Origin of the sequence: Lysobacter sp. CA199 (genome assembly GCF_052078715.1) — a bacterium.
Classification (GTDB): Bacteria; Pseudomonadota; Gammaproteobacteria; order Xanthomonadales; family Xanthomonadaceae; genus Lysobacter.
In genome coordinates this window covers 388,090-414,502 of the sequence record NZ_JBQJIL010000002.1, presented here as the reverse complement: position 1 = coordinate 414,502, position 26,413 = coordinate 388,090, and the positions used below count along the sequence as shown (strand labels likewise).

The window sequence follows — 26,413 nt, the reverse complement described above, 5'->3', positions numbered from 1 at the left end:
GCCGCGCTCGCGTTTTGCGCTCAGTCGTCCTGCGGCACGTCGACCCGGCCGGCGACGCCGCGGTGGTGCACCGAGCCGCTGCCGACCCGGGCCACGCGCAGGTTGCCGCGCACATCCTCGACTTCCAGATCGCCCGAGCCGAGCCGTTCGAGTTCGACTGAACCGCCGACGCGACGCAATTCGACATCGCCCGAACCGACCGAGCCGATCTTGACGTCGCGGGCGATGCCGCGCGCCTTCAGATCGCCCGAACCGAGCTTGATCAGTTGCAGCGAACCGACTTCGTCCATATCGATATCGCCCGAACCCACCGAGACGGCGACCAAGCCGCGTACGCGACTGATCTTGATATCGCCGGAATTCACATCCGCGCTCAGCGAGGCGACCTTGTCGACCGAGGCATCGCCGGAGCCGACCTTGAGCTGGACCATCAGGCTGTCCGGCACCGTGGCATGCAACTGCATGTAGCGATGGCCGTTGAAGCCGAGGCTGATCTTGTTGCTGTGCTCGGCGGTGACGATGAGTTTGTCGCCGGCCCGGCGCTGGGTCAGGGTCAACCCGGCCAGGTCGGAGGCGTCGGAGGCGCAGGCGCGGCCTGTGACCTCGCCGGCGCCGCTAGCGCCGCTGGCGCCCCTGACGGCCAGATCGTCGGAGCCGATTTCGAACACCACCGCTTTCACGCCGGTCAGATCCAGGCGCAGATCGCGCGGCTGGGCGTGATCGCAGCGATCGTTGGCCTGGGCGGCCAACGGCAACAGCAGCGCGACGGAGAGGAGGGCGAGGGGCAGGCGCATTGGGCGCTCCGGGGCAGGATGGAACTTGATGGATGCCGATCGGGCGCAAACGGTTGAAGCCGTCGCGCAGCGATACGTCGCGATACGTCCCGCGCCGGCGCCGGGCCGGCGCCGGGCCGGCACGGGACGCGGGTTTCAGCCCTCGTCGCGCCAGCGGCGCAGGCGGATCGCGCCGTAGACCATCGCCGCGCCGATCACCGCGCCGACCCACAGGTCGAGCGTGGTCAGGGCGTGCAGGCTGCTGGTGACGTCGATCGACTGGGTCAGCGCCTGCGGACCGGTCATCGCCGCGTCCTTGGCGCTGGCGGCGACCTGTTCGTTGAGGAACCAGGTGCCCGGCACCACGCTGAGCAGGCCGCGCAAGCCGATCACGTACCAGATCGCGCCGTGCGGGATATCGATGCCCGGCATGATGTCCAGAAAGCTCACGAACACGCAGGCCAGCAGCGGAATCACCACCGCCCAGACGAAGGGCACGCTGCGTACCCAGGCCGAGCACAGCATCAGCCAGCCCACCGTCGGCAGCGCCCACAGCGCATACACCGGGATGGCCAGGACGATCTCGGCGACCAACTGCAGCGGATGGGCCTGGGTGAAGATCGCCGAAGCGCCGTCCACTCCGTTGAGCAGCGCCGCCAGCCAGGCCAGCACCCACATCACCAGCCCGACCCCCAGTCCGATCACCGCGGTCATCACCGGCGCGAGCACCAACGCCCACAACAGCTTGGACAGCACCGCCTGCGCGTCCGATACCGGCAGCGATTTCCAGAACAGGATGCTGCGGTCCTTGCGTTCGTCGTAGATCGAGCCCAGGGCGTAGAAGAACACCACGAACACGTACACCGTGAACACCAGGCCCAGGCCGCCGGCCAGGGCCATGTCGCCGATACCGCCTATCTTCTCGCTGTTGCCCGACAGATCCACGCTGACGCCGTCGGAACTGCGTGCGGCGACGTTGTGGAACAGCACCGAGCCGGCGATCACGCCGATCAACGCGAAGCCGATCGCGATCGCTCCGGCGATCAGCGGCCCCCACAGGAAACCGCCGCGGTGTTCCCAGAACTCGCGCTTGAGCAGCATCTTGAACGTCCGCTGCGGCGGGAACGCGGCCACCGTGCGCGGTGCGGTCGGGGTCATCATTTCGTCTGCGCCGGCGTTCATGCGTAGGTCCCCTTCATGGTTGCGACGAACAGGTCGGCCAGGCCCGGAGTGCGGACTTCGCCGAGGTCTTGCAGTTGCGCGGCGTTGACGCCGTCGAACAGCATCACAGTCTTGCCGAACGGCAGGGCGCGCTCGTCCAACGGGCCCAGGGTGCGGGCGTGGTCGGCCTTCTCGCGATCGACCAGCACCTCGGCGAAACGCTCGCCCAGGCTTTCCATCGGGCAATCGAGCACGATCTTGCCGTCGCGGATGAACATCACGTCGGTGAGGATGTGTTCGATCTCCTCGACTTGATGGGTGGTGATCACGATGGTCTTGTTCTCGTCGAAGTAATCCTCCAGCAGGCGCTGGTAGAACTGCTTGCGATACAGGATGTCCAGGCCCAGGGTCGGTTCGTCGAGCACCAGCAGGCGCGCATCGATGGCCATCACCAGCGCCAGGTGCAACTGCACGATCATGCCCTTGGACATTTCGCGCACTCGCATGCCCGGCTTGAGCTGGGTGCCGTGCAGGAAACGCTCGCACTTGGCGCGGTCGAAGCGCGGATGCACGCCGGCGACGAACTCGATCGCCTCGCGCACCTTGAGCCAGCGTGGCAGCACCGCGACGTCGGCGATGAAGCACACATCGCGCATGAGTTCGTCGCGTTCGCTGCGCGGATCGCGGCCGAGCACCGACAGTTCGCCTTCGAACGCGGTCAGGCCCAGGATCGCCTTGAGCGCGGTGGTCTTGCCGGCGCCGTTGGGGCCGATCAGGCCGACGATGCGGCCGGTGGGGATGTCGAAACTGGTGTCGTCGAGCGCGAGCTTGTTGCGATAGGCCTTGCGCAGGCCGCGCGCGGTGACTACGTGGCCCGGATCGATGTGGATGGCGTTGGTCATGGCGTGCCTGCCTTGTCGTTGCCGGCATCGCTGCGGTTGGCGGCGGCGCCGAGCAGTTCCTGGGTGCTCAGGCCGAGTCGGCCGATGCGTTCTAGCACCAGCGGCCATTCCTCGCGCAGGAAGCGTTCGCGCTCGTTGATGAGCAATTTCCTTGCGGCTTCTTCGGTCACGTACATCCCCAGGCCTCGGCGTTTTTCGACCAACGCCTCGTCGGCCAACTCCTGGTAGGCGCGCGAGACGGTGATGGGATTGAGTTGGTATTCGGCTGCGACCTGCCGCACGGAGGGCAGGGCATCGCCGGGTTTGAGCACGCCGTCGAGCATCATCGCGACGACGCGCTCCTTGAGCTGGCGATAGATCGGAGCGCCGTCGCTCCATTGGATTGCGGTCATGGCTCAGCCCCGCGACAGGAAGGAGAAATAGGGCATGACTAGATTGCTTCGGTTGCGGCGCGAGGCCTTCCCTGTTTTGCGCTTGAGTTCGGCGCGCGCCGACTCCGCGGCGGCGTTGGGTTCGATGGCGTTGGCCATCGCGCTGAGATCGGCCACGTCGCGGACCAGCACGCCGGCGAAGTCCGCCAGTTCGCTGGCGCTGGTGGCGCGTTCGAGTTGGGTCGCGCTGGCCTCGATCCGGCGCGCGGCGCCGCTGAGATCGCCGGAACGGCTGCGGGCGCGTTCGAGGTAATTGTGGTTGAAGCGGATCCGGGCCTTGACCGCGCCCAGGTTGACTTCGATCGGGCGGGTGGCCGGCGCATCGCCGGCGAACTGGGCCAGGCCCTGCGCCGGAGCCGCGACCGGAGCGGGCAGGGGCAGCACGATCACCAGGCCCAGAACCAGGGCGCCGCCGGCAGCCATCAGGCCGGAGATCGAGTTGTGCAGCTTGCGGTTCATGGGGTCATCCTGCTCGTTAGTGGGCCGGTGTTGTATGCAACTATAACACCTAAACACGCCGAGTCAACCGGCTTGGACCCAACTGAAGTCATACTTGGCCCTGTCCCGTCGCATCCCCATTGCCTGCGGTCTGCTGCGGCAATGGCTGCCGGCCCCACCGCCCAACCGAGTCCGACCCATGACTTCGTCCTTGCTCCCGCGTTCGCGCGCCGCCCGCGCCGCCTCCGCCGTGTTGCTGACCCTCGCCCTGGCCACCGGCACCGCCGCAGCGGCCGGTGCCGCCGGCGGCCTGCTCGATCGCAGTTACCGCCCGCTGGCCGGCAAGCAGCCGGTCGATCTGGCCCGCACCTACGGCGGCGACGTGGTGCTGGTGGTCAATACCGCCAGCAAATGCGGTTTCACCCCGCAGTTCGAGGCCCTGGAAGGCCTGCACGCCAAGTACAAGGCCAAGGGATTCGCCGTGCTCGGCTTCCCCTCGGGCGATTTCAAGGCGCAGGAATTCGAGGACGAGAAGCAGATCCAGGAGTTCTGCACGCTGACCTACGGGGTCAAGTTCCCGATGTTCGAGAAAGTGCATGTGGTCGGCGACCAGGCCACGCCGCTGTACAAGGATCTGAGCAAGGCCGCCGGCGAAGCGCCCAAGTGGAACTTCCATAAGTATCTGATCGGCCGCGACGGCAAGTTGATCGCCAGCTACGGCAGCAAGGTCACCCCGAACGACCCCAGCGTGGTCGCGGCGATCGAGCGCGCCCTGGCCGCACCGTCGGCCAAATCGGCGGTCAAGCCCGGTGCCGCCAAGGCTGCGGGCAAGTAAGCGGCGTGCGGAACACAGCCGATCGCGCGCGATTTTGCGCGCGCGGTCAGGTTTCCCGATCGGCGACGCATCCGACCGGCGGAACTTCGGCGCTTGTCCGCCGTCACACTGGAACATTGCCGCATCCGCTCGCGCCCGCGACAATGGTGGGCTGGCGCCGCGCCGCGGCGAATCATTCGTAGTCAGGACAAGCAACCAGGAGCTGGACCCCGATGAAGGCTTTCGTGCGCGGCGCAGCCGTGTTGATCACCACTGCAGCGCTGTACGGCGGCGCCGCTTCTGCTCAGGACAAGACCGTGCTCGCCAACGACCGCGAAAAAATCAGTTACGCCATCGGCCTGGACGTCGCGTCCTCGCTCAAGCCGGTCGGCCCGGACCTGGACACCGCCGCGTTCGAGCGCGCAGTCAAGAACGTGTTCGACGACGGCAAGCCGCTGATCACCCAGGACGAGGCGCGCACCGTCGACACCGCCCTGCGCGCGCGGATCGCCTCGCGCGACGGCAAGCCGGTTGCGGGCGCCGCGCCGGGCGCGCAGCCGCCGGCGGTGGCCAAGGACAAGGTCGGTCTGCTGATCGGCACCTTCATGGTCGGCCCGGCCCTGAAGCAGATCAAGAACGAGATCGAGCTGCCGTTGCTGGTGCAGGCCGTGCGCACCTCGCTGAGCGGCGGCAAGACCCTGCTCGCCGAAGGCGATGCGCGCACCGTGCTGACCAACTTCAGCGAGAAGATGCAGGCCAAGCTCAAGGCCGAGGCCGCCGCGGCCGGCGACAAGAACCTCAACGACGGCAAGGTCTTCCTGGAGAACAACAAGAAGGTCAAGGGCGTGTTCTCGACCGGCTCGGGCCTGCAGTACATGATCCTGCGCCAGGGTTCGGGCGAGCGTCCCAAGCCGACCGACAAGGTCAGCGTGAACTACAAGGGCACGCTGCTCGACGGCAAGACCTTCGACAGCTCCTACGATCGCGGCCAGCCGGCCGAATTCCCGGTCAACGGCGTGATCCAGGGCTGGCAGGAAGGCCTGGCGATGATGCCGGTCGGCAGCAAGTTCAAGTTCTGGATTCCGGCCGAACTGGCTTACGGCGCCAACGGCGCGCCGCCGAGCATCGGTCCGAACGCGACGCTGACCTTCGAGGTCGAGCTGCTCGACATCCTGTGATCCGCGCGACCCGCATCGTCCGATGTGGGCCGTACTCGCGTAGCGTTCAGCGGCCGGCCGGCAGTCCGCGCGGCCGGTCCGGTTTCCCACCTTCCGGTTATTCAGTCTCTTAGGAGTGCAGTTTGATGAAGCCTTTCATGCGTAACACCGCCCTCGCGATCGCCGTGGCCTCGATGGCGCTGTTCGCCGCCGGTTGCAACCAGGCCGGCAAGCCGGCCGACAAGGCCGCCGATACCAAGAGCGGCGAGAAGGCCGATCCCAAGGCCCCCGAAGTCAAGGCGCTGGGCGGTATGAAGACCGAAAAGGAACAGGACAGCTATCTGATCGGCATGGACATGGGCCGTTCGCTGGAACTGCTCAAGGACGATCTGGACCTGGCCGTGCTGCAGAAGTCCATGCAGGCCAACATGAAGGGCGACAAGCCGCTGCTGACCGATGAGGAAGCGCAGCAGATCCGCCAGCGCCTGCAGGAAAAGGTGCGTAACAAGCAGGTCGAGAAGATGGTCGCCATGGCCAAGAAGAACCAGGAAGACGGCGTGAAGTTCCTAGCCGACAACGGCAAGAAGGCCGGCGTGGTGACCACCGCTTCGGGCCTGCAGTACCAGATGGTGACCGAAGGCAAGGGCGCCAAGCCCAAGATCAGCGACACCGTGCGCGTGCATTACAAGGGCACGCTGCTCGACGGCAAGACCTTCGACAGCTCCTACGATCGCAACGAACCGGCGGTGTTCCCGCTCGGCGCGGTGGTCCCGGGCTGGCAGGAAGGCATCGCGCTGATGCCGGTCGGCAGCAAGTTCAAGCTGTGGATCCCGAGCAAGCTGGGTTACGGCGAGCAGGGCACCCCGGGCGGCCCGATCGGCCCGAACGCGACCTTGGTGTTCGACGTCGAGCTGCTCGACATCGTCAAGCCCGACGCGCCGGCCGGCGGCCCGGAATCGGCGGCCATGGGCACCGGCCCCAAGGCGCATTGATCGGTTGATGCATTGATGTGGTAAAGCGGGAATGATGGAGCGGGACTGAAGGGAACGGGGGGAATGTGGGGCGCGGCACGGCTCGTGCGCGATCTTCCATCCCCCCAATTCCCCGCTGTTGATCCGCTCCTCATTCCCGTTTTTTGTTTCATCCAGAAAGAGAACCAACGAATGCGCGTCACCATCTTCGGCACCGGTTACGTGGGTCTGGTTACCGGCACCTGTCTGGCCGATGTCGGGCACGACGTGGTTTGCGTCGATATCGACCTGGCCAAGATCGAAGGCCTGAACCAGGGCGTGATTCCGATCTACGAACCCGGCCTGGAAGCGATGGTCAAGGCCAATCACGCCGCCGGACGCCTGCACTTCACCGCCGACGCGGCCGGAGCGATCGCCCACGGCGATCTGATCTTCATCGCGGTCGGCACGCCGCCCGACGAAGACGGCAGCGCCGACCTGCGTTACGTGCTTGCGGTGGCCTCGACCATCGGCCGGCACATCGAACGTCCGGTGGTGGTGGTCAACAAGTCCACCGTGCCGGTCGGCACCGCCGACAAGGTGCAGGCGACCATCGCCCGCGAACTGGCCGCGCGCGAGATGAACATCACCTTCGATGTCGCCTCCAACCCGGAATTCCTCAAGGAGGGCGACGCGGTCAACGACTGCATGCGCCCGGACCGCATCGTGATCGGCTCGGCCAATCAAGTCGCGGTGGAGAAGCTCAAACGCCTGTATGCGCCGTTCAACCGCAACCACGAGCGCATCGTGGTCATGGACCTGCGCTCGGCGGAACTGACCAAGTACGCGGCCAATGCGATGCTCGCGACCAAGATCAGTTTCATGAACGAGATCGCCAACATCGCCGAGAAAGTCGGCGCCGACATCGAAATGGTCCGGCAGGGCATCGGCTCGGATCCGCGCATCGGCTGGCATTTCATCTACCCCGGCGCCGGTTACGGCGGCTCGTGCTTTCCCAAGGACGTGCAGGCCCTGGCGCGCACCGCGCAGCAGCACGGCTATCAGGCGCGCCTGCTCGATGCGGTGGAGGCGGTCAACGACAGCCAGAAGGGCCATTTGTTCGAATTGATCATTCGTCATTACGGCGCCGACATCGCGGGCAAGACCTTCGCGGTGTGGGGCCTGGCGTTCAAGCCCAACACCGACGACATGCGCGAAGCCTCCAGCCGCAAGCTGCTGGCGCAGTTGTGGGAGGCCGGCGCGCGCGTGCGCGCCTACGATCCCGAGGCCAGCGAGGAAGCCCAGCGCATCTTCGGCGAGCGCGACGATCTGGTGCTGTGCGACTCGGCCCGCGCCGCGTTGGTCGACGCCGACGCGCTGGTGGTGGTGACCGAGTGGAAGCAGTTCCGCAGTCCGGATTTCGTCCGCGTGCGTCAGGCGCTGGCCGACGGTGTGATCTTCGACGGACGCAACCTGTACCATCCCGATGAAGTCGAAGCTGCGGACCTGGCCTATTACGGCATCGGCCGCGGCCGCTCGATCCTGATCGACGGCGACTGAGCCGTCGATTCCACAGTTTCCGCCGCTCCATTCTTCACCAGTGCATGGGTCCATCGTTTTGTCCGATACCGAACTCCAGCAGCGCCTGATCGATCTGGAAACGCGCGTCGCGTTCCAGGAGCACGCATTGAACGAACTCAGCGATGCCCTGGCCGCCGCGCGCAGCGAAGAGGCGCGCAATTCCTTGCTGCTGTTTCGCGCGCTCGACGAGATCAAGCACCTGCGCGCCGCCATGGCGGCCAGCCCGCTGACCGGCGATGCCGACAGCGAACCACCCCCGCCGCATTACTGATTACCGAGCAATGAGCGACACTCTCCGCGACCAATTGCTGGGTCTGGGCTTCAAGCCCGCACCCAAGCCCGAACGTACCGAACGCCGTGCCGACGACCGCCGTGGCGGCCACAACAAGCCCGGTGAAAGCCGCGGCGCCGGCCGCGGCGACGGCAAACCGCAACCGCGCGCTGAAGGCGCCAACCGCGGCGATGCGCGCAAGCCCGGCGAACATCGCCCGGGCCGGGCCGCGCATGCCCGGCCCGGCCAAAAGCCGTCCGACCCGAACCGTTCCGATCAGGTTCGCGCCGATCAAGGCCGCGCCAATCCAGGCCGCACCGATCAAGGCCGCGCCGATCGCGGCGGCAAGCCGGGGCAGGGCCGGCCGGCCCAGTCGGGCAAGCCGCGCACGCGCGAGGACATCGATCTGGCCAAGGCCTATGCGATCCGCGCGCAACGCGAGAAAGACGAACGCATCGCCGCCGAACAGGCCAAGCAGGAAGAGGCGCGCCTGCGCCGCGAGGCGCGCGCCAGGCTCGCCGAACTGCTCAAGGACCAGGGCCTGAACGTCGCCGATGCCGAGATCGCCCGGCATTTTCCCTACGGCGGCAAGATCAAGCGCGTCTACGTGACCGCCGAGCAGCTCAAGCAGCTCAATGCCGGCGAACTCGGCGTGGTCCAGTTGGAAGGCCGCTACGTGCTGGTGACCGCGGCGATGCTGGAGCAGGCCGAAGCGGTGTTCGCGCCCGCGGTGGCGCTCAAGGTCGATCCGAACGCGACCGCCGAGGAAGACCCTTACGCCGATCCGCAATATCAGGTGCCCGACGATCTGGTCTGGTAAGCGTTGAATGGTCGGCGCGCACGCGTGCGTGCCGCCGATCAGGCGCCGACCGCGCGCGCCAACTCGGCCGGTCCGGCGTCCTGCGACAGCCTCGGCGCGATCGCGTCGATCATCGCTTCGATCGCGCGTGCGGTGTCCAGCGGGCGTTCCATCGGGAACAGATGCCCGCCCTCGATCCAGGTCCAGCGCTCGCCGACCAGCCGGCGGGTCGCGGCCGAACCGGCGCTGCGCAGTTCGCGCGAATGGGTACCGGCGAGGAAACCGACCGGCACCCGCAAGCGCGGCGTCAGCCCGCTCAGCGAGGTGGTCGGCAGACTGCGGTAGATCCTGTATTCGATATCGCGGTCGAAGGCCAGTTCGCGCGCGCCGTCGGCGGCCGCGTGCGTGCCGTGTTCGACGTAATCGTCTAGCACCCGCGCATCCCAGCGCGCGAACGTCGGCTTGGCCAGGAAATGCGCGCGCACCGCGGCGCGGTCGGGCCAGTGCTTGCGCCGTTGCAGGGTCGCGCGGGTCGGCATGACCAGATTGTCCAGGCCGGTGCGGCGTCCGATCGAGACCAGATGCGCGCGCCAGCCGGCGATCAACGGCGAGTCGAGCATCACCACCCCGGCCAGGCGCGAAGCGATCGCCGAGTCGGCCAGGCGATGGGCCGCCAACAGGCTCAGATAACCGCCGAGCGAATGGCCGACCAGCCAGATACTGGGTGCGTCGCCGGCGGCGGATTCGACCCGCGCGGCGAGTTCCTCGACCAGATGCGGCCAGTCCAGGGTGACCGGATAACGCGGATCGTGGCCGATCCGTTCCGGCCGTTCGATCCGGAAGCGCGCGGCCAGCGCGTCGAGCATCACCCCGTAGACCGGCGCGGGGAAACCGTTGGCGTGTGAGAACAACAGAAGGTCAGGCATGCGGGCCGTGTCTGGGGAGGGCGGCGGTCGAAAACGGCCGCCGCTCGGGAATCGGCAAAACATACCATTGCGTACTGTCTGGCGATAGGACGCCGGTGCCGGGACCGGACCGATCCCGGGTGTGCCGCTCAGGCGGCGGCGCGGTAACGCGGCGCGGGCAGGGCTTGCATGTAGTGAGGCAGCATCGCCTGGCGCGCTGCCTCGAACGTTTCCCACTGACCGGTGTCGTGCAGCGGCGGGATGGTGATCGTTTCGCGGCGGTCGTAACCGGCCAGTGCGGCATCGACCAGATCGCCGACCTCCATGACCGCCGGCAGTGCGTTGATGTCGCGTTCTGAGCGCTCCCAGATCTCGGTGCGGGTGGCCGCCGGCAGTACCGCCTGCACGTATACGCCCTTGGGGCCGAGTTCGAGCTGCAGGCCTTGGCTCAGGAACAGCACGAAGGCCTTGGTCGCGCCGTACACGGTCATGCCCAGTTCCGGCGCCAGGCCGACCACCGAGCCGATATTGACGATGCTGCCGCCGCCGGACGCGGCCAGACGCGGCGCGACCGCCGAGGCGAGCCGGGCCAGGGCGGTGGTGTTGAGGCCGATCAATTGCGCGACCTGATCCGGGGACTGATCGAGGAAGCCGCCGACCCCGGCGGCGCCGGCGTTGTTGATCAGCACGCCGATCCGGGCGTCCTCGCGCAGGCGGGTTTCGACCCGCGCAAGCGCCGCGGTGTCGGTGAGATCGGTCGGCAGCACGTCCACGGCAACGCCGTAATCGCTGCGCAGACGCGCGGCCAGGGCGTCGAGGCGGGCTTGGTCGCGTGCGACCAGAACCAGATCGTGGCCGCGGCGGGCGAAGCGGTCGGCATAGACGGCGCCGATGCCGGTGGAAGCGCCGGTAATCAGAACGGAAGGAAGGGCGGACATGGCGGTGAACCTCGGGTCGGGGAAGGTAACGAGATATTCATGATGAATATCATGTTTGAGTTATCATGATTGCCATCATGTAAGATGTCAAGCACCCGAAAGGAGGGTTACCCGATGAAAGTCAGCCGCGAGCAGGTCGGCGAAAACCGCCGCCGGATCCTCGACGAGGCCGGCCGGCTGTTCCGCGCGCGTGGTTTCGACGCGGTCACCGTGGCCGAAGTGATGAAGGCCGCCGGGCTGACCCATGGCGCGTTCTACGGCCATTTCCAGTCCAAGGACGATCTGATCGCGCAGACCCTGGCGCACGTGCTCGTCCACACCGGCACCGCCGAGGATCCGGCCGAATTCGTAGACGGCTATTTGTCGTCGGCGCACTGCGAGGATCTGGCCGGCGGCTGTCCGACCGCGGGTCTGGGCGCCGAATCGATCCGTCAGTCGCCGCAGGCGCGGGCGGCGATGACCGCCGGCCTGGGCGAACAACTGCGGCGCATGGCCGCACGCATTCCCGGCAACGACGAAGCGCAGCGGCGACGTCAGGCGATCGGTCAATGGTCGGCGATGGTCGGCGCGGTGATCCTGGCGCGGCTCAGCGACGATCCTGCGTTGTCGCGGGAGATGTTGACTCAGACCCGCGCGTGGATCGCCGACACGCAGAGCGCGACGGCGAGCGTGGACGACGGCGAAGATTGACTCGGCTACGCCGGTGCGGCCGTCGTCGACTCAATAGTGACGCTTGAGCCGTCGTCGACTCAATAGTGACGCTTGATCGGCGCGTTGGCGCGGTCGAAACCACCCGCGACGCATCGATGCAGGCACTTCGCGACCGCGATAGGCGCAGTCGCGGTGGCGGAAGTACGCTTACCGGCGCGGACCGCCGCCCGACGGGCCGGAAGGCTCCTGCGGCTGTTCGAACATCTGCCGCAGCACGCTGACCGAGTTCTGCGACGCGGCAGTTTCGGGCGCGGGCGCGCGGACCGAAGTGGTTTCGGACGAAGGCGCGGTGGCATTACGCGCTGGCGTCCGCGGATCGAAGTGCGCGCGCAGGCTGGTCGGATCGCTTGCGTTGCCCTGAATCGCGAACAGGCCCCCATTGAGGCCGGCCGCGACCGAGTCGATACGATTCAATGGAGGCGTGGCGATGAGCGCGGCATCGGTCAGGCCGGCGGCGCTGCGCGCGCGTTCTGACAGCTGCGCGTGTGCGGTCTGCGACAAGCCTTCCAGATGACCGAGCGCCTGCCGGTACATCGCATGGTTGTCGTGACCCGGATGTGCGTAGGGATGCGCATTACTCGGGTGCGGCGACGCGGAGGACGCGATCGCCGAAGCTTGCGACTGCGACTGTGGGGCCGGCGCGCTGTGCACCGTCGATGCGACGTTGGGCGCCGAGGATGCCTGCGATGCGGCCCTGCGGCCGGCGGCGGCTGGGGTGGCGCCACCGGCGCGGTACCGCGGTTCGCCGGTGCCTGCGCGTGAGCGTTGGGCATCGGCTGCCACGGGCCCTTGTTTTCCAGGCTGCGGGTCTGGGTGATCCATTCTTTCGGCACGCTGGTGAGGAAGGCGACTTCGCCGTCGCCGGCCGGGCTGGAAATTGCGAACAGGCGGGCGGTGTCGATGCTGTCGGTGTCGGTCAACAGCACCGGCTTGGTGGAAGGCACGCCGGTTTTCGGATCGGCGGCCGGATGGGCCTGATCCAGACGGGTGATTTCCAGCGGGGTCGTGGCCAACCGGGTCGCCGCCGTGGTCTGCCACGCATACAAGCGCCCGTTCGGCACTTCGATCCGATACATGTTGCTGCGATTGAGGATTCCGCCCACGCCGATGTCGGGCGACGTCGACACGTGCATGGTGCTGGCGCTGGTCTCGCGACGGAACTCGGCGTACAGCGCCGGCAAACCGACCAGAGTCGGATTGGCCTGAGTGCGTTGGAAGTAACCGACGATGGCGCTGTCGCGCGCGTCCGGTAATTGCAGCGGGGCGTGCGGGTCGATCAGGCTACGCCTGACGAGCTGGCGCGCGGTGTCTTCATCCAGTGGCATCCGCGCCTGGAAACCATCGGTGGCGATGGTCTGCGGCGGGCGGTTGTCGCTGCGATACATATGGAAGGGCATGACGTGAACTCGATTGGAAGGGAGAGGTCTGCTGCATCGATCGCAGCGAGCGAAGCTCGGATCCAATTAGCGTCTTGCGCGACTTTCATATCTATCAGACGAGTATCAGATAGCATCGATCAAGCTGATCGTACTGATAGGCGCTTCGTATTGAGGGGCGGTGCTGCGTCGAGCGCGCCACATCGCCGCAGCGCATTGTCGCCAGATCAATCGAACACTTCGCCGATCCATTCGTGCGAACGGTGGCTCAGCTCGCGCACGCTCGACACACCCAGATCGCGAATGATGCGATGGGTGCGATGCGGCAGCGGCGATTCGTCGATGTCGTGCGGGGCGATGTTCTTGCCCGGAACGCCGGGCAGGAACTCGATATCGGCGGCGTGATAGCAGTGCTGCACCAGCGCCGAGCAATACAGCGCGCCTTCCTTGGCCAACAGATTGCTGCGCTTGCGCAGACGGCGGCTGTGCATGGCCATCAAGGTGCCGACCAGTTCGCTGATCGAATAACTCGACAATCCCGCCAACAGATCCAGCCCGGCGATCTGGACCTTGCGCAGTTGTTCCTCGCTCAGTTCGAAATCCAGGATCGCGATGTTCGGAAACGCCTGCGCATCGTAGTAACGCTCGACCCGGTTCTCCTGCACGCCCAGGCGGATCTGCTTGTAACGCAGGTCCAGGTCGGATTCGATCACCCACCAGTGTCCGTCGATGCGCCGTTCGCTGAACAAGAACGCGTGCGACCACAGGCTGCGATGGCCGTCCACGGTCAGCGGCGATTGCGCCTTGCGGATCAGTTTGTTGATGAAGTCGCGGCCGCCGCACAGGCCGATACGGCCCGGCGCGGCGTGCTTTTCGATGAAGGCGGCGTTGCCGCGCGGGTCGGAGGACTCTTCGTCGGCGATGTCTTCGGGCAGGAGGATTTCGCTCATCCGTGCAGCTCTCGTGCGTACAGCGCCTGGGCAGGTCCACTCGATCTGGAGCGGCCGGGTTGGGCTCGCCGCGGCGAGGCGGCGGGCGAACCGCGCATCGCGAGCCCCGGGGCCCGCGACGCGCTCATTCGGGATCGTAATCCAGATTCGAGGCCAGCCAGCGTTCGGCCTGAATCAGGCTCACGCCCTTGCGGCGGGCATAGTCCTCGACTTGTTCCTTGTTGACCCGGCCGACCACGAAGTACTGGCTACCCGGATGGCTGAAGTAATAGCCCGAGACCGCGGCAGCCGGGTACATGGCGAAGCTTTCGGTGAGTTCCAGGGTGGTGTGGCGGGTCGCGTCGAGCATCCGGAACAGCGTGGCCTTCTCGCTGTGCTCCGGGCAGGCCGGGTAACCCGGGGCCGGACGGATGCCGCGGTAACCTTCGTCGATCAGCGCGTCGTTGTTGAGGGTTTCGTCGCTGCCGTAACCCCAGAATTCCTTGCGCACGCGCTGGTGCAGGCGTTCGGCCAGGGCCTCGGCGAGGCGGTCGGCCAGCGCCTTGACCATGATCGAGTTGTAGTCGTCGTGATCGGCTTCGAAACGCGCCACGTGCGGCTCGATGCCGATGCCGGCGGTGACGGCGAAGCCGCCGATCCAGTCCTGGCGGCCCGAATCCTTCGGCGCGATGAAATCGGCGAGGCAGAAGTCGGGCCGGTCGGCGGGTTTGTCGGCTTGTTGGCGCAGGAAGTGCAGGCGTACCGTTTGGCTCTTTCCCCCGCTTGCGGCGGAAGGCTGGGATGGGGGCGCGCCAGCCGCGATGTCCTGCGAGCCCTCTCCCGCAGGCGGGAGAGGGAGTTCAACCTGGACGTCGACATCGTCGCCGACCGAATTCGCCGGCCACAGGCCGAACACCGCCTTGGCCCGGATCCACTTTCCATCGACCAGTTGCTTGAGCATCTTGCGCGCGTCGCGGTAGAGCTCGCTGGCCTGAGTGCCGACGATTTCGTCGGTGAGGATCGCCGGATAGCGACCGGCCAGTTCCCAGGTATTGAAGAACGGGGTCCAGTCGATGTACTCGACCAGTTCGGCCAGCGCGTAGTCGTCGAACACGTGCAGGCCCGGCTGCAGCGGCGTGGGCGGGACGTAGTCGTTCCAGCCGCCGTCGAAACGCTGGCCGCGCGCCTTTTCCAGCGACACCAGACGCTTGCCGTCGCCGCGGTTCTTGTGACGCTCGCGGATCTCGGCGTAGTCCGAGGCATTGGCCGCGACGAAAGGCTCGCGCAGCTCGATCGAGATCAGCGACTGGGCGACGCCGACCGCGCGCGAGGCGTCCTTGACCCAGATCGTCGGCGCCTTGTAATGCGGGTCGATCTTCAGCGCGGTGTGCGCGCGCGAAGTGGTCGCGCCGCCGATCAGCAGGGGCATGGTGAAGCCCTGGCGCTGCATCTCGCGGGCGACGTGGCTCATTTCTTCCAGCGAAGGCGTGATCAGGCCGGACAGGCCGATCAGGTCGGCGTTCTCGGCGCGGGCGCGGTCCAGGATCGTCTGCGCCGGCACCATCACGCCCAGATCGACCACGTCGAAGTTGTTGCAGGCCAGCACCACGCCGACGATGTTCTTGCCGATGTCGTGCACGTCGCCCTTGACCGTGGCCATGACGATCTTGCCGTTGGACTTGCCGACATCGCCGGTGCGCAGCTTTTCGGCTTCGATGTAGGGCAGCAGATAGGCGACGGCTTTCTTCATCACCCGCGCGGATTTGACCACCTGCGGCAGGAACATCTTGCCGGCGCCGAACAGATCGCCGACCACGTTCATGCCCGACATCAGCGGGCCTTCGATCACGTCCAGCGGACGCGTGGACTCGGCGCGTGCGGCTTCGGTGTCTTCCTCGATCCACTGGTCGATGCCATAGACCAGTGCGTGGCTCAGGCGGTCGCGCACCGGCTTGTCGCGCCAGCGCAGGTCTTCGACTTTCTTCTCGCCTTTCTTGCCCTTGAATCGGTCGGCGATTTCGAGCAGGCGTTCGGTGCCGTCAGCGCGGCGGTTGAGCACCACGTCCTCGACCCGTTCACGCAGGTCCGGGTCCAGATCGTCGTACAGCGGCAGGCCACCGGCGTTGACGATGCCCATGTCCATGCCGGCCTTGATCGCGTAGTACAGGAACACCACGTGGATGGCCTGGCGCACGAGTTCGTTGCCGCGGAACGAGAACGAGACGTTGGATACGCCGCCGGAGATATGGCTGAACGGAAAACGCCGCTTGAGTTCGCGCGCGGCCTCGATGAAATCGACCGCGTAATTGTTGTGTTCCTCGATTCCGGTGGCGATGGCGAACACGTTCGGGTCGAAGATGATGTCTTCCGGCGGAAAGCCGATTTCTTCCGTCAGCAGCTTGTAGGCGCGCGAGCAGATGTCGACCTTGCGATCGATGGTGTCGGCCTGGCCGACCTCGTCGAAAGCCATCACCACCACGGCCGCGCCGTAGCGCCGCACCAGCCGCGCCTGGCGCAGGAACTCGGCTTCGCCTTCCTTCATCGAGATCGAGTTGACGATGCCCTTGCCCTGCAGGCATTTCAGGCCGGCCTCGATCACCGTCCACTTGGAGCTGTCGACCATCACCGGGATGCGGGCGATATCGGGCTCGGCCGCGATCAGGTTGAGGTAGGTGACCATGGCCAGCTCGGAATCGAGCATGCCTTCGTCCATGTTGACGTCGAGCACCTGGGCGCCGTTCTCGACCTGTTGGCGCGCGACGACGATGGCTTCGTCGTAACGGCTTTCCATGATCAGTTTCTTGAACTGCGCGCTGCCGGTGACGTTGGTGCGCTCGCCGACGTTGACGAAGTTGCTTTCCGGCGTGATCTGCAGCGGTTCGAGGCCGCTGAGGCGGGTTTGGCGGGGAAGGGTGGCGGTCATTGCTTCAAGTGGTCTGTATTTGCTTTTTGTTCGTCATTCCCGCGAACGCGGGAATCCAGCGACTTTCGTGCCGATACGATTAAAGACACTGGATTCCCGCGTTCGCGGGAATGACGATAGGAAGGTGGCGACGGCGGAGAGGGAAGCCTCACGCCGCCGCATCGACCAGTTGCAACGGCTGCCGCGGCGCCACGCCCTCGACCACCGCGGCGATCGCGGCGATATGCGCAGGCGTCGTTCCGCAGCAGCCGCCGACCAGATTGAGCAGGCCGGCTCGGGCGAACTCGCCCAGCACCTCGGCCATGTCTTCCGGAGTCTCGTCGTAGCCGCCGAAGGCATTGGGCAGGCCGGCGTTGGGGTGAGTGCTGATATTGGCGTCGGCGATCTGCGCCAGCACGTCGATGTGCACGCGCAGATCCTTGGCGCCGAGTGCGCAGTTCAGGCCGACCGCGATCGGCTGGTTGTGTCGTACCGAATACCAGAACGCCTCCGCGGTCTGTCCCGACAAGGTGCGGCCGGAGGCGTCGGTGATGGTGCCGGAGATCATCACCGGCAAGCGCGCGCCGCGCGCGTCGAAGGCTTCCTCGATCGCGAACAGCGCGGCCTTGGCGTTGAGCGTGTCGAAGATGGTCTCGACCATGATCACGTCGGCGCCGCCGTCGATCAGGCCGTCGGTGGCTTGGCGGTAAGCGATGCGCAACTCGTCGAAGGTGATCGCGCGGTAGCCGGGGCGGTTCACGTCCGGGCTCAGCGAGGCGGTGCGGCTGGTCGGGCCGAGCACGCCGATCACGTAGCGCGGCTTGCTCCGGCCTTGTGCGGCATCGCGCGCTTCGGCTTCGTCGCAGGCCTTGCGCGCCAGGCGCGCGCCTTCCTCGTTGAGTTCGCGCGCCAGATGCTCCAGGCCGTAATCGGTCAGCGAGATGGTGGTCGAGTTGAAGGTATTGGTTTCGATCAGGTCGGCGCCGGCGGCGAGGTACTCGGCGTGGATGCCGCCGATGATGTCGGGCCGGGTCAGGGTCAGCAGGTCGTTATTGCCGCGCTGGTCGTGCGAGCAGCCGCAGCCTTCCCTGTGCGCGTGTTCGCCGCCGTGCTCGTCGCGCGGCGCGTACAGCCGGTCGTAGCCTTGCGCGAAGCGTTCGCCGCGATAGTCGGCTTCCTCCAGCGAATGCTGCTGGATCATCGTGCCCATCGCGCCGTCCATGATCAGGATGCGTTGGGCGAGCCCGTCTTGCAGCGCTTGCGCGCGCTCGGGGTTGATCCACGGTAACTGCTTCATGGTCGGTTCCTCACTTCTTCGCCGGTTTGCGCGCCGGCTCGCCGCCGGGCTTGCGCGCCATCAGCGCGATCACTTCGAAATGCGGCGGGCGGCGTTCGCGGGTCACCGTCTCGCAGCTGACGATGTCGAAGCCGGCCTTGGTCGCGAACTTCTGCAGGTCTTTCTCGGCGAAGCCCAGGTTGACGTGGCCGAAGGCTTCGACCGCGCCGCGATGTTCGTGCTTGGCCAGGCTGGTCAGCAGCAAGCGGCCGCCCGGGCGCAACACCCGCGCGGCCTCGACCACGGCCTGGGCCGGGTGTTCGGCGTAGGTGAGGGCGTGCATCAGCACGACCAGATCGAAGGTTTCGCTGTCGAACGGCAGCGCGTGCATGTCGCCTTCGCGCACTTCCACGTTCTTGAGCTTGCGCAGCCGCTCGGACGCGGCGGCGACGACCTTGGTGCTGGCGTCCAGGCAGATGTAGCGGTGCGAGTGCGGGGCCAGCAGTTCGGCCAGCACGCCGTCGCCGGAGGCGATGTCGAGCACGTCGCCGGGCTGCAGCAAGGGCAACGCCGAACGCGCCAGGGCTTCCCAGGTTCGGCCGGGCGAGTAATGGCGTTCCATGTCGCCGGCCACCGAATCGGCCCAGTTCTGGTCGGAGGCGCGCATCGCCAGCACCGCGGTCACCCGCTCGGCGTCCTGGCGCAGCAGCGGGTCGTCGCTGCCGGTGCTCAGGGTCTGCCACAGCGCCCGCTGGGCCTGGTCGAGCGAGCCGTCATCGAAACGGTAATACGCCGAGACCCCGGCGCGGCGGTCGCGCACCAGCCCGGCCTCCTTGAGCTTGGACAGATGGGTGGACACGCGCGGCTGGGCCAGGCGAGTGATCGCCGAAAGTTCGGCCACGGTCAGCTCCTCGCGCTCGAGCAGGGTCAGCAGACGCACACGGGTGGCGTCGGCGAACACTTTCAAACGGGATGACCAGCCTTCGAGATCCATGGGTTGCCTTGGGATTGGGGATTCGGGATTCGGGATTGGAAAGAGCGAAGGCCGGGAGGCTTGGCCAATCCCGAATCTCTAATCCCTGATCCCGGCTTCCATCAACGTATCGCGATATAGCGATAAGTGTGGTGGCGGCGGGCGTGCAGGTCAAGTCGTGCGGCAATGCAGCACATCCGTTACGGACCGAAAGCGCCCCGGCGTAACGCCAGATCGGGGCAGGCCGATGGGTGGGGTTATTCGGCGCGCGCGGCTACAATTCGCATTCGCGACTCGACGAATGGGTTGCGGGCCTTGAGACGGCCCGGTGATACCGCCTTGGCGCCCCTGTGGCGACGGCGCGGGCCGGACCGTTCAAGACGCAATTACGACCAGCAATCACCACACGAAGAGGTGCCGACGTGGATTTTGGCTTTACCGAAGAGCAGTTGATGATCCAGGACGTGGCGCGCCGTATCGCCCAGGAAGTAATTGCTCCCAGCGCCGAGCACCACGATCACACCGGCGAATTCCCGCTCGCCAACATCCGCACCCTCGGCGAGAACGGCCTGATGGGCATCGAGGTGCCGGCCGAGTACGGCGGCGCGGGCATGGACCCGATCTCCTACGTGCTGGCGATGGTCGAAATCGCCGCCGGCGACGCCGCCCATTCGACCATCGTGTCGGTCAACAATTCGCTGTTCTGCAACGGCATTCTCAAGTTCGGCAGCGAGGCGCAGAAGCAGTTGTACGTGCGCGCGATCGCCGAAGGCCGCGAGATCGGCGCCTTCGCCCTGACCGAGCCGCAGTCCGGTTCCGATGCCACGGCCATGCGCTGCAAGGCGATCAAGCAGGCCGACGGCACGTTCCTGATCAACGGCAAGAAGAGCTGGATTACGTCCGGCCCGGTCGCCAAGTACATCGTGCTGTTCGCGATGACCGACCCGGACAAGGGCGCGCGCGGCATCACCGCGTTCATGATCGACACGGCCAAGCCCGGTTTCCACCGCGGCAAGACCGAGCCCAAGCTCGGCATTCGCGCCTCGGCGACCTGCGAGATCGAATTCGAGGACTACGTCGCCGCCGCAGACGACGTGCTCGGCGACGAGGGTCACGGGTTCAAGATCGCCATGGGTGTGCTCGACGCCGGCCGCATCGGCATCGCTTCGCAGGCCATCGGCATCGCCCGCGCCGCCTATGAAGCGACCCTGGCCTACGTGCGCGAGCGCAAGGCCTTCGGCCAGCCGATCGGCGCGTTCCAGATGACCCAGGCCAAGATCGCCGACATGAAGTGCAAGCTCGACGCGGCTCTGCTGCTGACCTTGCGCGCGGCCTGGCAGAAGGGCCAGACCGAGAAGCACGGCGGCCGTTTCAGCAACGAGGCGGCGATCGCCAAGCTCACCGCGTCGGAAGCGGCGATGTGGATCGCCCATCAGGCTGTGCAGATCCACGGCGGCATGGGCTATTCCAAGGAAATGCCGTTGGAACGGTACTTCCGCGACGCCAAGATCACCGAAATCTACGAAGGCACCAGCGAGATCCAGCGTCTGGTCATCGCCCGCAACGAAACCGGTCTGCGCTGAATCCATCCCGATGAAATATTTCGGCTCGTCCAGCCTCACCGCCTGTCCCAAGGACGGCGGTGTCGGCTTGCGCGCTTCGCAAGACGCCTTCGCATACGGCTCGCGCCTCACCGCGCGCGGCCGCGCCTGGGCGGCGCTCGATTACGGCGCCGCCCAAGCGCCGATACCGCCGTCAAACGTAAACGCTCTGTTCATTGATCTACGATCGAGTCAGAGCCTGGCGCGGTAGTTCGGTTTTCTTCGCCGACATCCGATTTTCAAGCAGACCTCCTGCGCCAGCCTCGTCTCTTGGCCTCATTCCATCCGGATCTCAAACGTTCCCATGAGCAAGAAACCCAAAGCTTCCAAGCCCGAACCGGCCAAACGCGCTGCCGCCAAACCGGCCGCGAAACAGGCATCGGCCAAGCAAGCCCCGGTCAAGAAGACGGCTGCCGCGGCGAGTCCGTCGGCTTCGGTCAAGAAGGCCGCGCCCGCGTCGACCGCCAAGAACCAGTCCGCACCGCCGGTCGATGCGCAGGCGGTGAATCTGGAGCCGATCATCGCGGCGATGCGCAAGCGCCTGCCCAAGGCGCGCCACACCGAGGCCGAGGCCTTCGCCCAGACCTTCTATAAGCGCATGAGCCTGGATGAGCTGCCGCAGCATCAGCCCGACGGTTGGGCGGCGTTGGCGGCGGATTTCCTCGACTATGCGCGCGATCGCAAGCAAGGGTCGGCGCTGGTGCGCCTTTTCAACCCCACGCTGAAGTCTCATGGCTGGGAATCGCCGCACACCGTGCTGCAGATCGCCAACGACGACATGCCGTTCCTGGTCGATTCGGTGACCATGGCGCTGGCCGATCAAGGCATCGGCGTGCACGTGCTCGGCCATCCGGTGGTGACCTTCCAGCGCGACAAGGCCGGCAAGCTGCTGGCGGTCGGGCAGGGCGTGGCCGAATCGCTGATGCACCTGGAAATCGACCGGCAGACCACCGAGTCGGCGGCCAAGATCAAGCAGGCGCTGGAAGTGGTGCTGGCCGACGTGCGCGCGATCGTGCGCGACTGGTCGCAGATGCGCGACAAGATGAATCAGGTCGCCGACGGTCTGAGCGGCGAGATCATGCCGATCAACGAGGAAGGCAAGCGCGAGGCGCAGGCGTTCCTGCATTGGGCCGCGGAGAACCACTTCACCTTCCTGGGTTACCGCGAATACGAGGTGGTCAAGCTCGGCGGGCAGGAGGTACTGCGCGCGATCAAGGACAGCGGCCTGGGCCTGCTGCGCGGCAAGGACACCGGCAAGCCGCGTCCGCTGGCCTCGCTGGCGGCGCATTACATGCCGCAGTCCGGTTCGGTCGACGCGCTGATCCTGACCAAGACCAATGCGCGTTCCACGGTGCACCGTCCCGGCTACATGGACTACATCGGCGTGCTGAGCTTCGACGCCCAGGGCCGACCGACCGCCGAGAAGCGTTTCCTCGGTCTGTACACCTCCAGCGCCTACAACCGCCGTCCGTGGGACATTCCGCTGGTGCGCCAGCGCCACGCCTATGTGATGCAGCAGTCCGGCCTGGCGCCCGACAGCCACAGCGGCAAGGCCCTGCGCCACGTGCTGGAAACCCTGCCGCGCGACGAGCTGTTCCAGTCCAGCGAGGACGAACTGCTCAAGACCACCTCGGGCATCCTCGGCCTGCAGGAGCGCGTGCGCAGCAAGCTGTTCCTGCGTCGCGACCGCTACGGCCGTTACTACTCCGGCCTGGTCTACATCCCGCGCGAGCGCTTCAACACCGACGTGCGCCTGCGCGTGGAAGCGATGCTCAAGGACAAGCTGCACGGCGAGCACATCGACACCACCGTGCACATCGGCGAATCGCCGCTGGCGCAGCTGCATCTGATCGTGCGTCCGAAGTCGGGCGATGGCGCTCAGAACGGCACCCGCGTCATCGACAATGCCGCGATCGAGGCCGAACTGGCCGATATCGTGCGCAACCGCCAGGACGACCTGCGCGAAGCGCTGGTGCGCAACAACGGCGAGCAACAGGGCCTGGCCCTGGCCAATCGCTACGGTCGCGCCTTGCCGCCGGGCTATATCGATGAAGTGTCGGCGGGCGTGGCCGCGCAGGATATCGCGCATCTGGCGGCCTTGAGCGGTCCGGACGATCTGCGCCTGAGCCTGTGCCGCACCCGGCAGGGCGAGGGCGGCCTGCGCTTCAAGTTCTATCGCCAGCTCGACGACATTCCGCTGTCGGACGCGCTGCCGATGATGGAGAACATGGGCCTGAGGGTGATCTCCGAACACCCGTATCGCTTGAATGTCGACAACCAGCCGGTCTACATCCAGGACTTCGAAGTCGAGACCGCCAACAACGACATCGACGTCGACCGCCTCGACGAGAATTTCGAGGAAGCCTTCGCCCAGATCTGGCGCGGCAACGCCGAGAACGACGGCTTCAACCGCCTGATCCTCACCGCCAATCTGTCCTGGCGCCAGGTCGCCATGCTGCGCGCCTACTGCAAGTATCTGCTGCAGGTCGGCGTGCCGTTCTCGCAGAGCTACGTCGAGGAAACCTTCAGCCGCTATCCGCTGCTGGCGCGCCTGCTGGTGGAATTGTTCGAAGCCCGCTTCGACCCGTGCACCGGCAGCGAAAGCAAGGACGAGATCAAGGCCGGCCAGGAGCGCCTGGTCCAGCAGTTCGACACGCTGTCCGGCGGCGATGCCGCGGTCATGGCCGCGCTCAAGCCGGTGATCGAAGCGCGCAACTGCAAGCGCGATCAGCAGGCCCAGGCCACGGTCGAATCGATCAAGGCGCTGCTCGACCGCGTCTCCAGCCTCGATGAGGACCGCATCCTGCGCAGCTTCATCGGCGTGATCAACGCGACCTTGCGCACCAGCTATTACCAGACCACCGCCAACGGGTCCGACCGCGGCTACGTCAGCTACAAGTTCGATTCGGCGCAGGTGCCGGATCTGCCCAAGCCGCGTCCGTACCGCGAAATCTTCGTCTACGGCCCGCGCGTGGAAGGTGTGCACCTGCGCTTCGGTCCGGTCGCGCGCGGCGGTCTGCGCTGGTCCGATCGCCGCGAAGACTTCCGCACCGAGGTGCTGGGCCTGGTCAAGGCGCAGATGGTCAAAAACACCGTGATCGTGCCGGTCGGTTCGAAGGGCGGCTTCTTCGCCAAGCGTTCGCCGGTCGGCGGCGACCGCGACGCGGTGCTGGCCGAGGGCATCGCCTGCTACAAGATGTTCATCAACGGGTTGCTCGATATCACCGACAACATCGTCGATGGGAAAATCGTCGCGCCGAAGAATGTCGTGCGCCACGATAACGACGATCCCTACTTGGTCGTCGCCGCCGACAAGGGCACCGCGACCTTCTCCGACATCGCCAACGGCATCGCCGCCGAGCACAAGTTCTGGCTCGACGACGCCTTCGCCTCGGGCGGTTCGGTCGGTTACGACCACAAGGGCATGGGCATCACCGCCAAGGGCGCGTGGGAGTCGGTCAAGCGCCACTTCCGCAGCATCGGCCGCGACAGCCAGACTCAAGATTTCAGCACGGTCGGCATCGGCGACATGTCCGGCGACGTGTTCGGCAACGGCATGCTGCTGAGCGAGCACATCCGCTTGCTGGCCGCGTTCGACCACCGCCACATCTTCCTGGACCCGAACCCGGACGCGGCCAAGACGTTCAAAGAACGCGACCGCATGTTCAAGCTGCCGCGTTCGAGCTGGGACGACTACAACAAAGCGCTGATCAGCAAGGGCGGCGGCGTGTACCCGCGTTCGGCCAAGTCGATTCCGCTGTCGCCGGAGATCAAGACCGCGCTCGGCATCGAAGGCAACGCCACGGCGATGAGCCCGGTCGAGCTGATGAGCGCGATCCTCAAGGCGCCGGTCGATCTGCTGTGGAACGGCGGCATCGGCACCTACGTCAAGTCCAGCAGCGAGAGCAACAGCGATGTCGGCGATCGCGCCAACAACGCGCTGCGCGTCAACGGCAACGACCTGCGCTGCAAGATGGTCGGCGAGGGCGGCAACCTGGGCCTGACCCAGCTCGGCCGCATCGAGGCCGCCCAGCACGGCGTGCTGCTCAACACCGACTTCATCGACAACTCGGCCGGCGTGGACACCTCGGACCATGAGGTCAACATCAAGATCCTGCTCAACGGTCAGGTCCAGGCGAAGAAGCTCACGCTGCCCGAGCGCAACAAGCTGCTGGCGTCGATGACCGATGAGGTCGCCGACCTGGTGCTCAACGACAACTACCGCCAGAACCAGGCGATCAGCCTGATGGAGCGGATGAGCCTGTCGCGCCTGGGTTCCAAGCAGCATTTCATCCGCACCCTGGAATCGCAGGGCTTGCTCGATCGCCAGATCGAATTCCTGCCCAGCGATGCCGAAATCGCCGAGCGCAAGGCGCGCGGCCAGGGCCTGACTCGTCCTGAACTGTCGGTGCTGTTGTCGTACTCCAAGCTGGTGGCGTTCCAGCAGATGCTGGATTCTGACGTGCCCGAAGACCCGTACCTGTCCAAGGAACTGGTGCGCTACTTCCCGCAGCCGCTGCAGGTCAAGTACGCCAAGGCGATGGAGAACCACCGCCTGAAGCGCGAAATCATCGCCACCGCGGTGACCAACTCGACCATCAACCGGATGGGCGCGACCTTCCTGTTGCGCATGCAGGAAGACAGCGGCCGCACCCCGGGCGAGGTCGCCAAGGCCTTCACCATCACCCGCGAGACCTTGGACGCGCGCGAGTTGTGGACGCAGATCGACGCGCTCGACGGCAAGGTCGCCGAGTCGACCCAGATCGACGCGCTGCAGGTGATCTGGAACCTGCAACGTTCCTTCACCCGTTGGCTGCTGTCTCGTCCGGGTGCGATCCCCGACATCACCACCGCGGTGGAGCGTTATCACGACGGCTTCAAGAACATCCGCGCCGGCCACGGCATTCTCGGCGACGGCGAGCGCCCGGCGCACGATGCCGCGTTCGCCGACTGGAAGGCCAAGGGCGTGCCCGAAGCGCTGGCCGCGCAGCTGGCGGCGTTGCCGTACCTGGAGCCGAGCTGCGACATCATCGAGCTGGCGCGCGAGCGCAAGCTCAAGCCGGTCGATGTGGCCAAGGTCCACTTCCGCCTCGGCGAAGCGTTGCGTCTGCCGTGGCTGCAGGAGCAGATCGACGCGCTGACCGTCGACGGCCGCTGGCATGCGGTCGCGCGCGGCGTGCTGCGCGAGGAACTGTCGACCCAGCAGCGCATTCTGGTCGGCCAGGTGCTCAACATGGCCGGCGCCAACCCCGATGCGAAGGTCCAGCAGTGGCTGAGCCGCGACGACCAGTCGCTGCGCTTCACCCTGACGATGCTGACCGAACTGGCGGCGCAGAAGACGCTCGATTACCCGACCGCTTCGGTCGCGGTGCAGCGTCTGTCGCAGTTGGCCGCGCGCGGCTGAGTACGCTGTAAGCCTTTCCCGCTTGCGGGGGAGGCAACGCGGCGTGCGAGCCATCGGCTCGCGCGTCGCCGGATGCCCGAACGCCATGCGTTCGGGTCTGGGCGGCGGTTGTGAGGGCACG

Annotated in this window: 22 protein-coding genes; 9 read left to right on the top strand and 13 right to left on the bottom strand. The window is 66.3% G+C overall.

Features of this window, described 5'->3' with window-relative positions:
- Window positions 1–20: 20 nt before the first annotated feature.
- From ACTOWJ_RS04520 to ACTOWJ_RS04500, 5 genes are all read right to left on the bottom strand, one after another.
- Window positions 21–794: a DUF4097 family beta strand repeat-containing protein gene (locus ACTOWJ_RS04520; protein ID WP_441333400.1), complete on the bottom strand. Its 774-nt coding sequence runs from the start codon at window positions 792–794 to the stop codon at window positions 21–23.
- A 135-nt stretch (window positions 795–929) separates the two neighbouring features.
- Window positions 930–1,931, bottom strand: a complete 1,002-nt coding sequence (locus tag ACTOWJ_RS04515) for an ABC transporter permease (RefSeq protein WP_441333494.1) — start codon at window positions 1,929–1,931, stop codon at window positions 930–932.
- Window positions 1,932–1,951: 20 nt separating this feature from the next.
- The gene (locus tag ACTOWJ_RS04510; protein ID WP_441333399.1) at window positions 1,952–2,836 is read right to left on the bottom strand and encodes an ABC transporter ATP-binding protein; all 885 of its coding nucleotides are present in this window, start codon (window positions 2,834–2,836) and stop codon (window positions 1,952–1,954) included.
- Window positions 2,833–3,228, bottom strand: coding sequence for a GntR family transcriptional regulator (locus ACTOWJ_RS04505; RefSeq protein ID WP_441333398.1), 396 nt, complete (start codon window positions 3,226–3,228; stop codon window positions 2,833–2,835). The genes ACTOWJ_RS04510 and ACTOWJ_RS04505 overlap by 4 nt, the downstream gene beginning before the upstream one ends.
- Before the next feature lie 3 nt (window positions 3,229–3,231).
- On the bottom strand, window positions 3,232–3,726 hold the full coding sequence (locus tag ACTOWJ_RS04500) for a hypothetical protein (RefSeq protein WP_441333397.1): 495 nt from the start codon (window positions 3,724–3,726) through the stop codon (window positions 3,232–3,234).
- A gap of 178 nt (window positions 3,727–3,904) precedes the next feature.
- Between ACTOWJ_RS04500 and ACTOWJ_RS04495 the strand changes: the two genes are divergently transcribed.
- The 6 genes from ACTOWJ_RS04495 to ACTOWJ_RS04470 all read left to right on the top strand — a co-directional run bounded on the left by ACTOWJ_RS04495 (window position 3,905) and on the right by ACTOWJ_RS04470 (window position 9,298).
- Window positions 3,905–4,540, top strand: a complete 636-nt coding sequence (locus ACTOWJ_RS04495) for a glutathione peroxidase (protein WP_441333396.1) — start codon at window positions 3,905–3,907, stop codon at window positions 4,538–4,540.
- A gap of 212 nt (window positions 4,541–4,752) precedes the next feature.
- Complete coding sequence (locus tag ACTOWJ_RS04490) at window positions 4,753–5,697, top strand: FKBP-type peptidyl-prolyl cis-trans isomerase (protein ID WP_441333395.1); 945 nt, start codon at window positions 4,753–4,755, stop codon at window positions 5,695–5,697.
- A 137-nt stretch (window positions 5,698–5,834) separates the two neighbouring features.
- The gene (locus ACTOWJ_RS04485) at window positions 5,835–6,668 is read left to right on the top strand and encodes an FKBP-type peptidyl-prolyl cis-trans isomerase (protein ID WP_441333394.1); all 834 of its coding nucleotides are present in this window, start codon (window positions 5,835–5,837) and stop codon (window positions 6,666–6,668) included.
- A 171-nt stretch (window positions 6,669–6,839) separates the two neighbouring features.
- Window positions 6,840–8,186: a UDP-glucose dehydrogenase family protein gene (locus ACTOWJ_RS04480; protein WP_441333393.1), complete on the top strand. Its 1,347-nt coding sequence runs from the start codon at window positions 6,840–6,842 to the stop codon at window positions 8,184–8,186.
- A 58-nt stretch (window positions 8,187–8,244) separates the two neighbouring features.
- Window positions 8,245–8,478, top strand: a complete 234-nt coding sequence (locus ACTOWJ_RS04475; protein ID WP_441333392.1) for a SlyX family protein — start codon at window positions 8,245–8,247, stop codon at window positions 8,476–8,478.
- A gap of 10 nt (window positions 8,479–8,488) precedes the next feature.
- Window positions 8,489–9,298, top strand: a complete 810-nt coding sequence (locus ACTOWJ_RS04470; RefSeq protein WP_441333391.1) for a DUF2058 family protein — start codon at window positions 8,489–8,491, stop codon at window positions 9,296–9,298.
- Window positions 9,299–9,336: 38 nt separating this feature from the next.
- Here ACTOWJ_RS04470 and ACTOWJ_RS04465 read toward each other — a convergent pair whose 3' ends face one another.
- Together ACTOWJ_RS04465 and ACTOWJ_RS04460 are read right to left on the bottom strand one after the other, a co-directional pair.
- Window positions 9,337–10,203 carry an alpha/beta fold hydrolase gene (locus tag ACTOWJ_RS04465; protein WP_441333390.1) on the bottom strand — a complete coding sequence of 289 codons (867 nt, stop codon included), beginning with the start codon at window positions 10,201–10,203 and terminating at the stop codon, window positions 9,337–9,339.
- 128 nt (window positions 10,204–10,331) lie between these two features.
- Window positions 10,332–11,120 carry an SDR family NAD(P)-dependent oxidoreductase gene (locus ACTOWJ_RS04460; RefSeq protein ID WP_441333389.1) on the bottom strand — a complete coding sequence of 263 codons (789 nt, stop codon included), beginning with the start codon at window positions 11,118–11,120 and terminating at the stop codon, window positions 10,332–10,334.
- A 114-nt stretch (window positions 11,121–11,234) separates the two neighbouring features.
- On the opposite strand from ACTOWJ_RS04460, the gene ACTOWJ_RS04455 reads away from it, so the two are divergent.
- The gene (locus ACTOWJ_RS04455; protein ID WP_441333388.1) at window positions 11,235–11,810 is read left to right on the top strand and encodes a TetR/AcrR family transcriptional regulator; all 576 of its coding nucleotides are present in this window, start codon (window positions 11,235–11,237) and stop codon (window positions 11,808–11,810) included.
- Between the two features lie 168 nt (window positions 11,811–11,978).
- Here the strand turns inward: ACTOWJ_RS04455 and ACTOWJ_RS04450 are convergent, their stop codons facing one another.
- The 6 genes from ACTOWJ_RS04450 to ACTOWJ_RS04425 all read right to left on the bottom strand — a co-directional run bounded on the left by ACTOWJ_RS04450 (window position 11,979) and on the right by ACTOWJ_RS04425 (window position 19,308).
- Entirely contained in the window at window positions 11,979–12,365 is a 387-nt protein-coding gene (locus tag ACTOWJ_RS04450; protein WP_441333387.1) for an XVIPCD domain-containing protein, read from the bottom strand.
- Entirely contained in the window at window positions 12,275–13,228 is a 954-nt protein-coding gene (locus ACTOWJ_RS04445) for a hypothetical protein (protein WP_441333386.1), read from the bottom strand. The genes ACTOWJ_RS04450 and ACTOWJ_RS04445 overlap by 91 nt, the downstream gene beginning before the upstream one ends.
- Window positions 13,229–13,434: 206 nt before the next feature.
- Window positions 13,435–14,157, bottom strand: a complete 723-nt coding sequence (locus ACTOWJ_RS04440; RefSeq protein ID WP_441333385.1) for a hypothetical protein — start codon at window positions 14,155–14,157, stop codon at window positions 13,435–13,437.
- 124 nt (window positions 14,158–14,281) lie between these two features.
- Window positions 14,282–17,059 carry a methionine synthase gene (gene metH / locus ACTOWJ_RS04435; protein ID WP_441333384.1) on the bottom strand — a complete coding sequence of 926 codons (2,778 nt, stop codon included), beginning with the start codon at window positions 17,057–17,059 and terminating at the stop codon, window positions 14,282–14,284.
- Window positions 17,060–17,207: 148 nt separating this feature from the next.
- Window positions 17,208–18,335 (bottom strand): homocysteine S-methyltransferase family protein, encoded by a 1,128-nt coding sequence (locus ACTOWJ_RS04430; RefSeq protein WP_441333383.1) that lies wholly within the window; start codon window positions 18,333–18,335, stop codon window positions 17,208–17,210.
- Window positions 18,336–18,345: 10 nt separating this feature from the next.
- Window positions 18,346–19,308 (bottom strand): ArsR/SmtB family transcription factor, encoded by a 963-nt coding sequence (locus ACTOWJ_RS04425; protein ID WP_441333382.1) that lies wholly within the window; start codon window positions 19,306–19,308, stop codon window positions 18,346–18,348.
- A gap of 377 nt (window positions 19,309–19,685) precedes the next feature.
- On the opposite strand from ACTOWJ_RS04425, the gene ACTOWJ_RS04420 reads away from it, so the two are divergent.
- Window positions 19,686–20,870 carry an acyl-CoA dehydrogenase family protein gene (locus ACTOWJ_RS04420; protein ID WP_441333493.1) on the top strand — a complete coding sequence of 395 codons (1,185 nt, stop codon included), beginning with the start codon at window positions 19,686–19,688 and terminating at the stop codon, window positions 20,868–20,870.
- Window positions 20,871–21,192: 322 nt separating this feature from the next.
- The gene (locus ACTOWJ_RS04415) at window positions 21,193–26,292 is read left to right on the top strand and encodes an NAD-glutamate dehydrogenase (RefSeq protein WP_441333381.1); all 5,100 of its coding nucleotides are present in this window, start codon (window positions 21,193–21,195) and stop codon (window positions 26,290–26,292) included.
- Window positions 26,293–26,413 lie beyond the last annotated feature (121 nt).

What these genes read in the sequence shown, in the direction of transcription:
- ACTOWJ_RS04520 (WP_441333400.1), bottom strand. Translation starts at nt 794, where the DNA reads ATGCGCCTGCCCCTCGCCCTCCTCTCCGTCGCGCTGCTGTTGCCGTTG.
- ACTOWJ_RS04515 (WP_441333494.1), bottom strand. Translation starts at nt 1,931, where the DNA reads ATGACCCCGACCGCACCGCGCACGGTGGCCGCGTTCCCGCCGCAGCGG.
- ACTOWJ_RS04510 (WP_441333399.1), bottom strand. Translation starts at nt 2,836, where the DNA reads ATGACCAACGCCATCCACATCGATCCGGGCCACGTAGTCACCGCGCGC.
- ACTOWJ_RS04505 (WP_441333398.1), bottom strand. Translation starts at nt 3,228, where the DNA reads ATGACCGCAATCCAATGGAGCGACGGCGCTCCGATCTATCGCCAGCTC.
- ACTOWJ_RS04500 (WP_441333397.1), bottom strand. Translation starts at nt 3,726, where the DNA reads ATGAACCGCAAGCTGCACAACTCGATCTCCGGCCTGATGGCTGCCGGC.
- ACTOWJ_RS04495 (WP_441333396.1), top strand. Translation starts at nt 3,905, where the DNA reads ATGACTTCGTCCTTGCTCCCGCGTTCGCGCGCCGCCCGCGCCGCCTCC.
- ACTOWJ_RS04490 (WP_441333395.1), top strand. Translation starts at nt 4,753, where the DNA reads ATGAAGGCTTTCGTGCGCGGCGCAGCCGTGTTGATCACCACTGCAGCG.
- ACTOWJ_RS04485 (WP_441333394.1), top strand. Translation starts at nt 5,835, where the DNA reads ATGCGTAACACCGCCCTCGCGATCGCCGTGGCCTCGATGGCGCTGTTC.
- ACTOWJ_RS04480 (WP_441333393.1), top strand. Translation starts at nt 6,840, where the DNA reads ATGCGCGTCACCATCTTCGGCACCGGTTACGTGGGTCTGGTTACCGGC.
- ACTOWJ_RS04470 (WP_441333391.1), top strand. Translation starts at nt 8,489, where the DNA reads ATGAGCGACACTCTCCGCGACCAATTGCTGGGTCTGGGCTTCAAGCCC.
- ACTOWJ_RS04465 (WP_441333390.1), bottom strand. Translation starts at nt 10,203, where the DNA reads ATGCCTGACCTTCTGTTGTTCTCACACGCCAACGGTTTCCCCGCGCCG.
- ACTOWJ_RS04460 (WP_441333389.1), bottom strand. Translation starts at nt 11,120, where the DNA reads ATGTCCGCCCTTCCTTCCGTTCTGATTACCGGCGCTTCCACCGGCATC.
- ACTOWJ_RS04455 (WP_441333388.1), top strand. Translation starts at nt 11,235, where the DNA reads ATGAAAGTCAGCCGCGAGCAGGTCGGCGAAAACCGCCGCCGGATCCTC.
- ACTOWJ_RS04450 (WP_441333387.1), bottom strand. Translation starts at nt 12,365, where the DNA reads ATGTACCGGCAGGCGCTCGGTCATCTGGAAGGCTTGTCGCAGACCGCA.
- ACTOWJ_RS04445 (WP_441333386.1), bottom strand. Translation starts at nt 13,228, where the DNA reads ATGCCCTTCCATATGTATCGCAGCGACAACCGCCCGCCGCAGACCATC.
- ACTOWJ_RS04440 (WP_441333385.1), bottom strand. Translation starts at nt 14,157, where the DNA reads ATGAGCGAAATCCTCCTGCCCGAAGACATCGCCGACGAAGAGTCCTCC.
- metH (WP_441333384.1), bottom strand. Translation starts at nt 17,059, where the DNA reads ATGACCGCCACCCTTCCCCGCCAAACCCGCCTCAGCGGCCTCGAACCG.
- ACTOWJ_RS04430 (WP_441333383.1), bottom strand. Translation starts at nt 18,335, where the DNA reads ATGAAGCAGTTACCGTGGATCAACCCCGAGCGCGCGCAAGCGCTGCAA.
- ACTOWJ_RS04425 (WP_441333382.1), bottom strand. Translation starts at nt 19,308, where the DNA reads ATGGATCTCGAAGGCTGGTCATCCCGTTTGAAAGTGTTCGCCGACGCC.
- ACTOWJ_RS04415 (WP_441333381.1), top strand. Translation starts at nt 21,193, where the DNA reads ATGAGCAAGAAACCCAAAGCTTCCAAGCCCGAACCGGCCAAACGCGCT.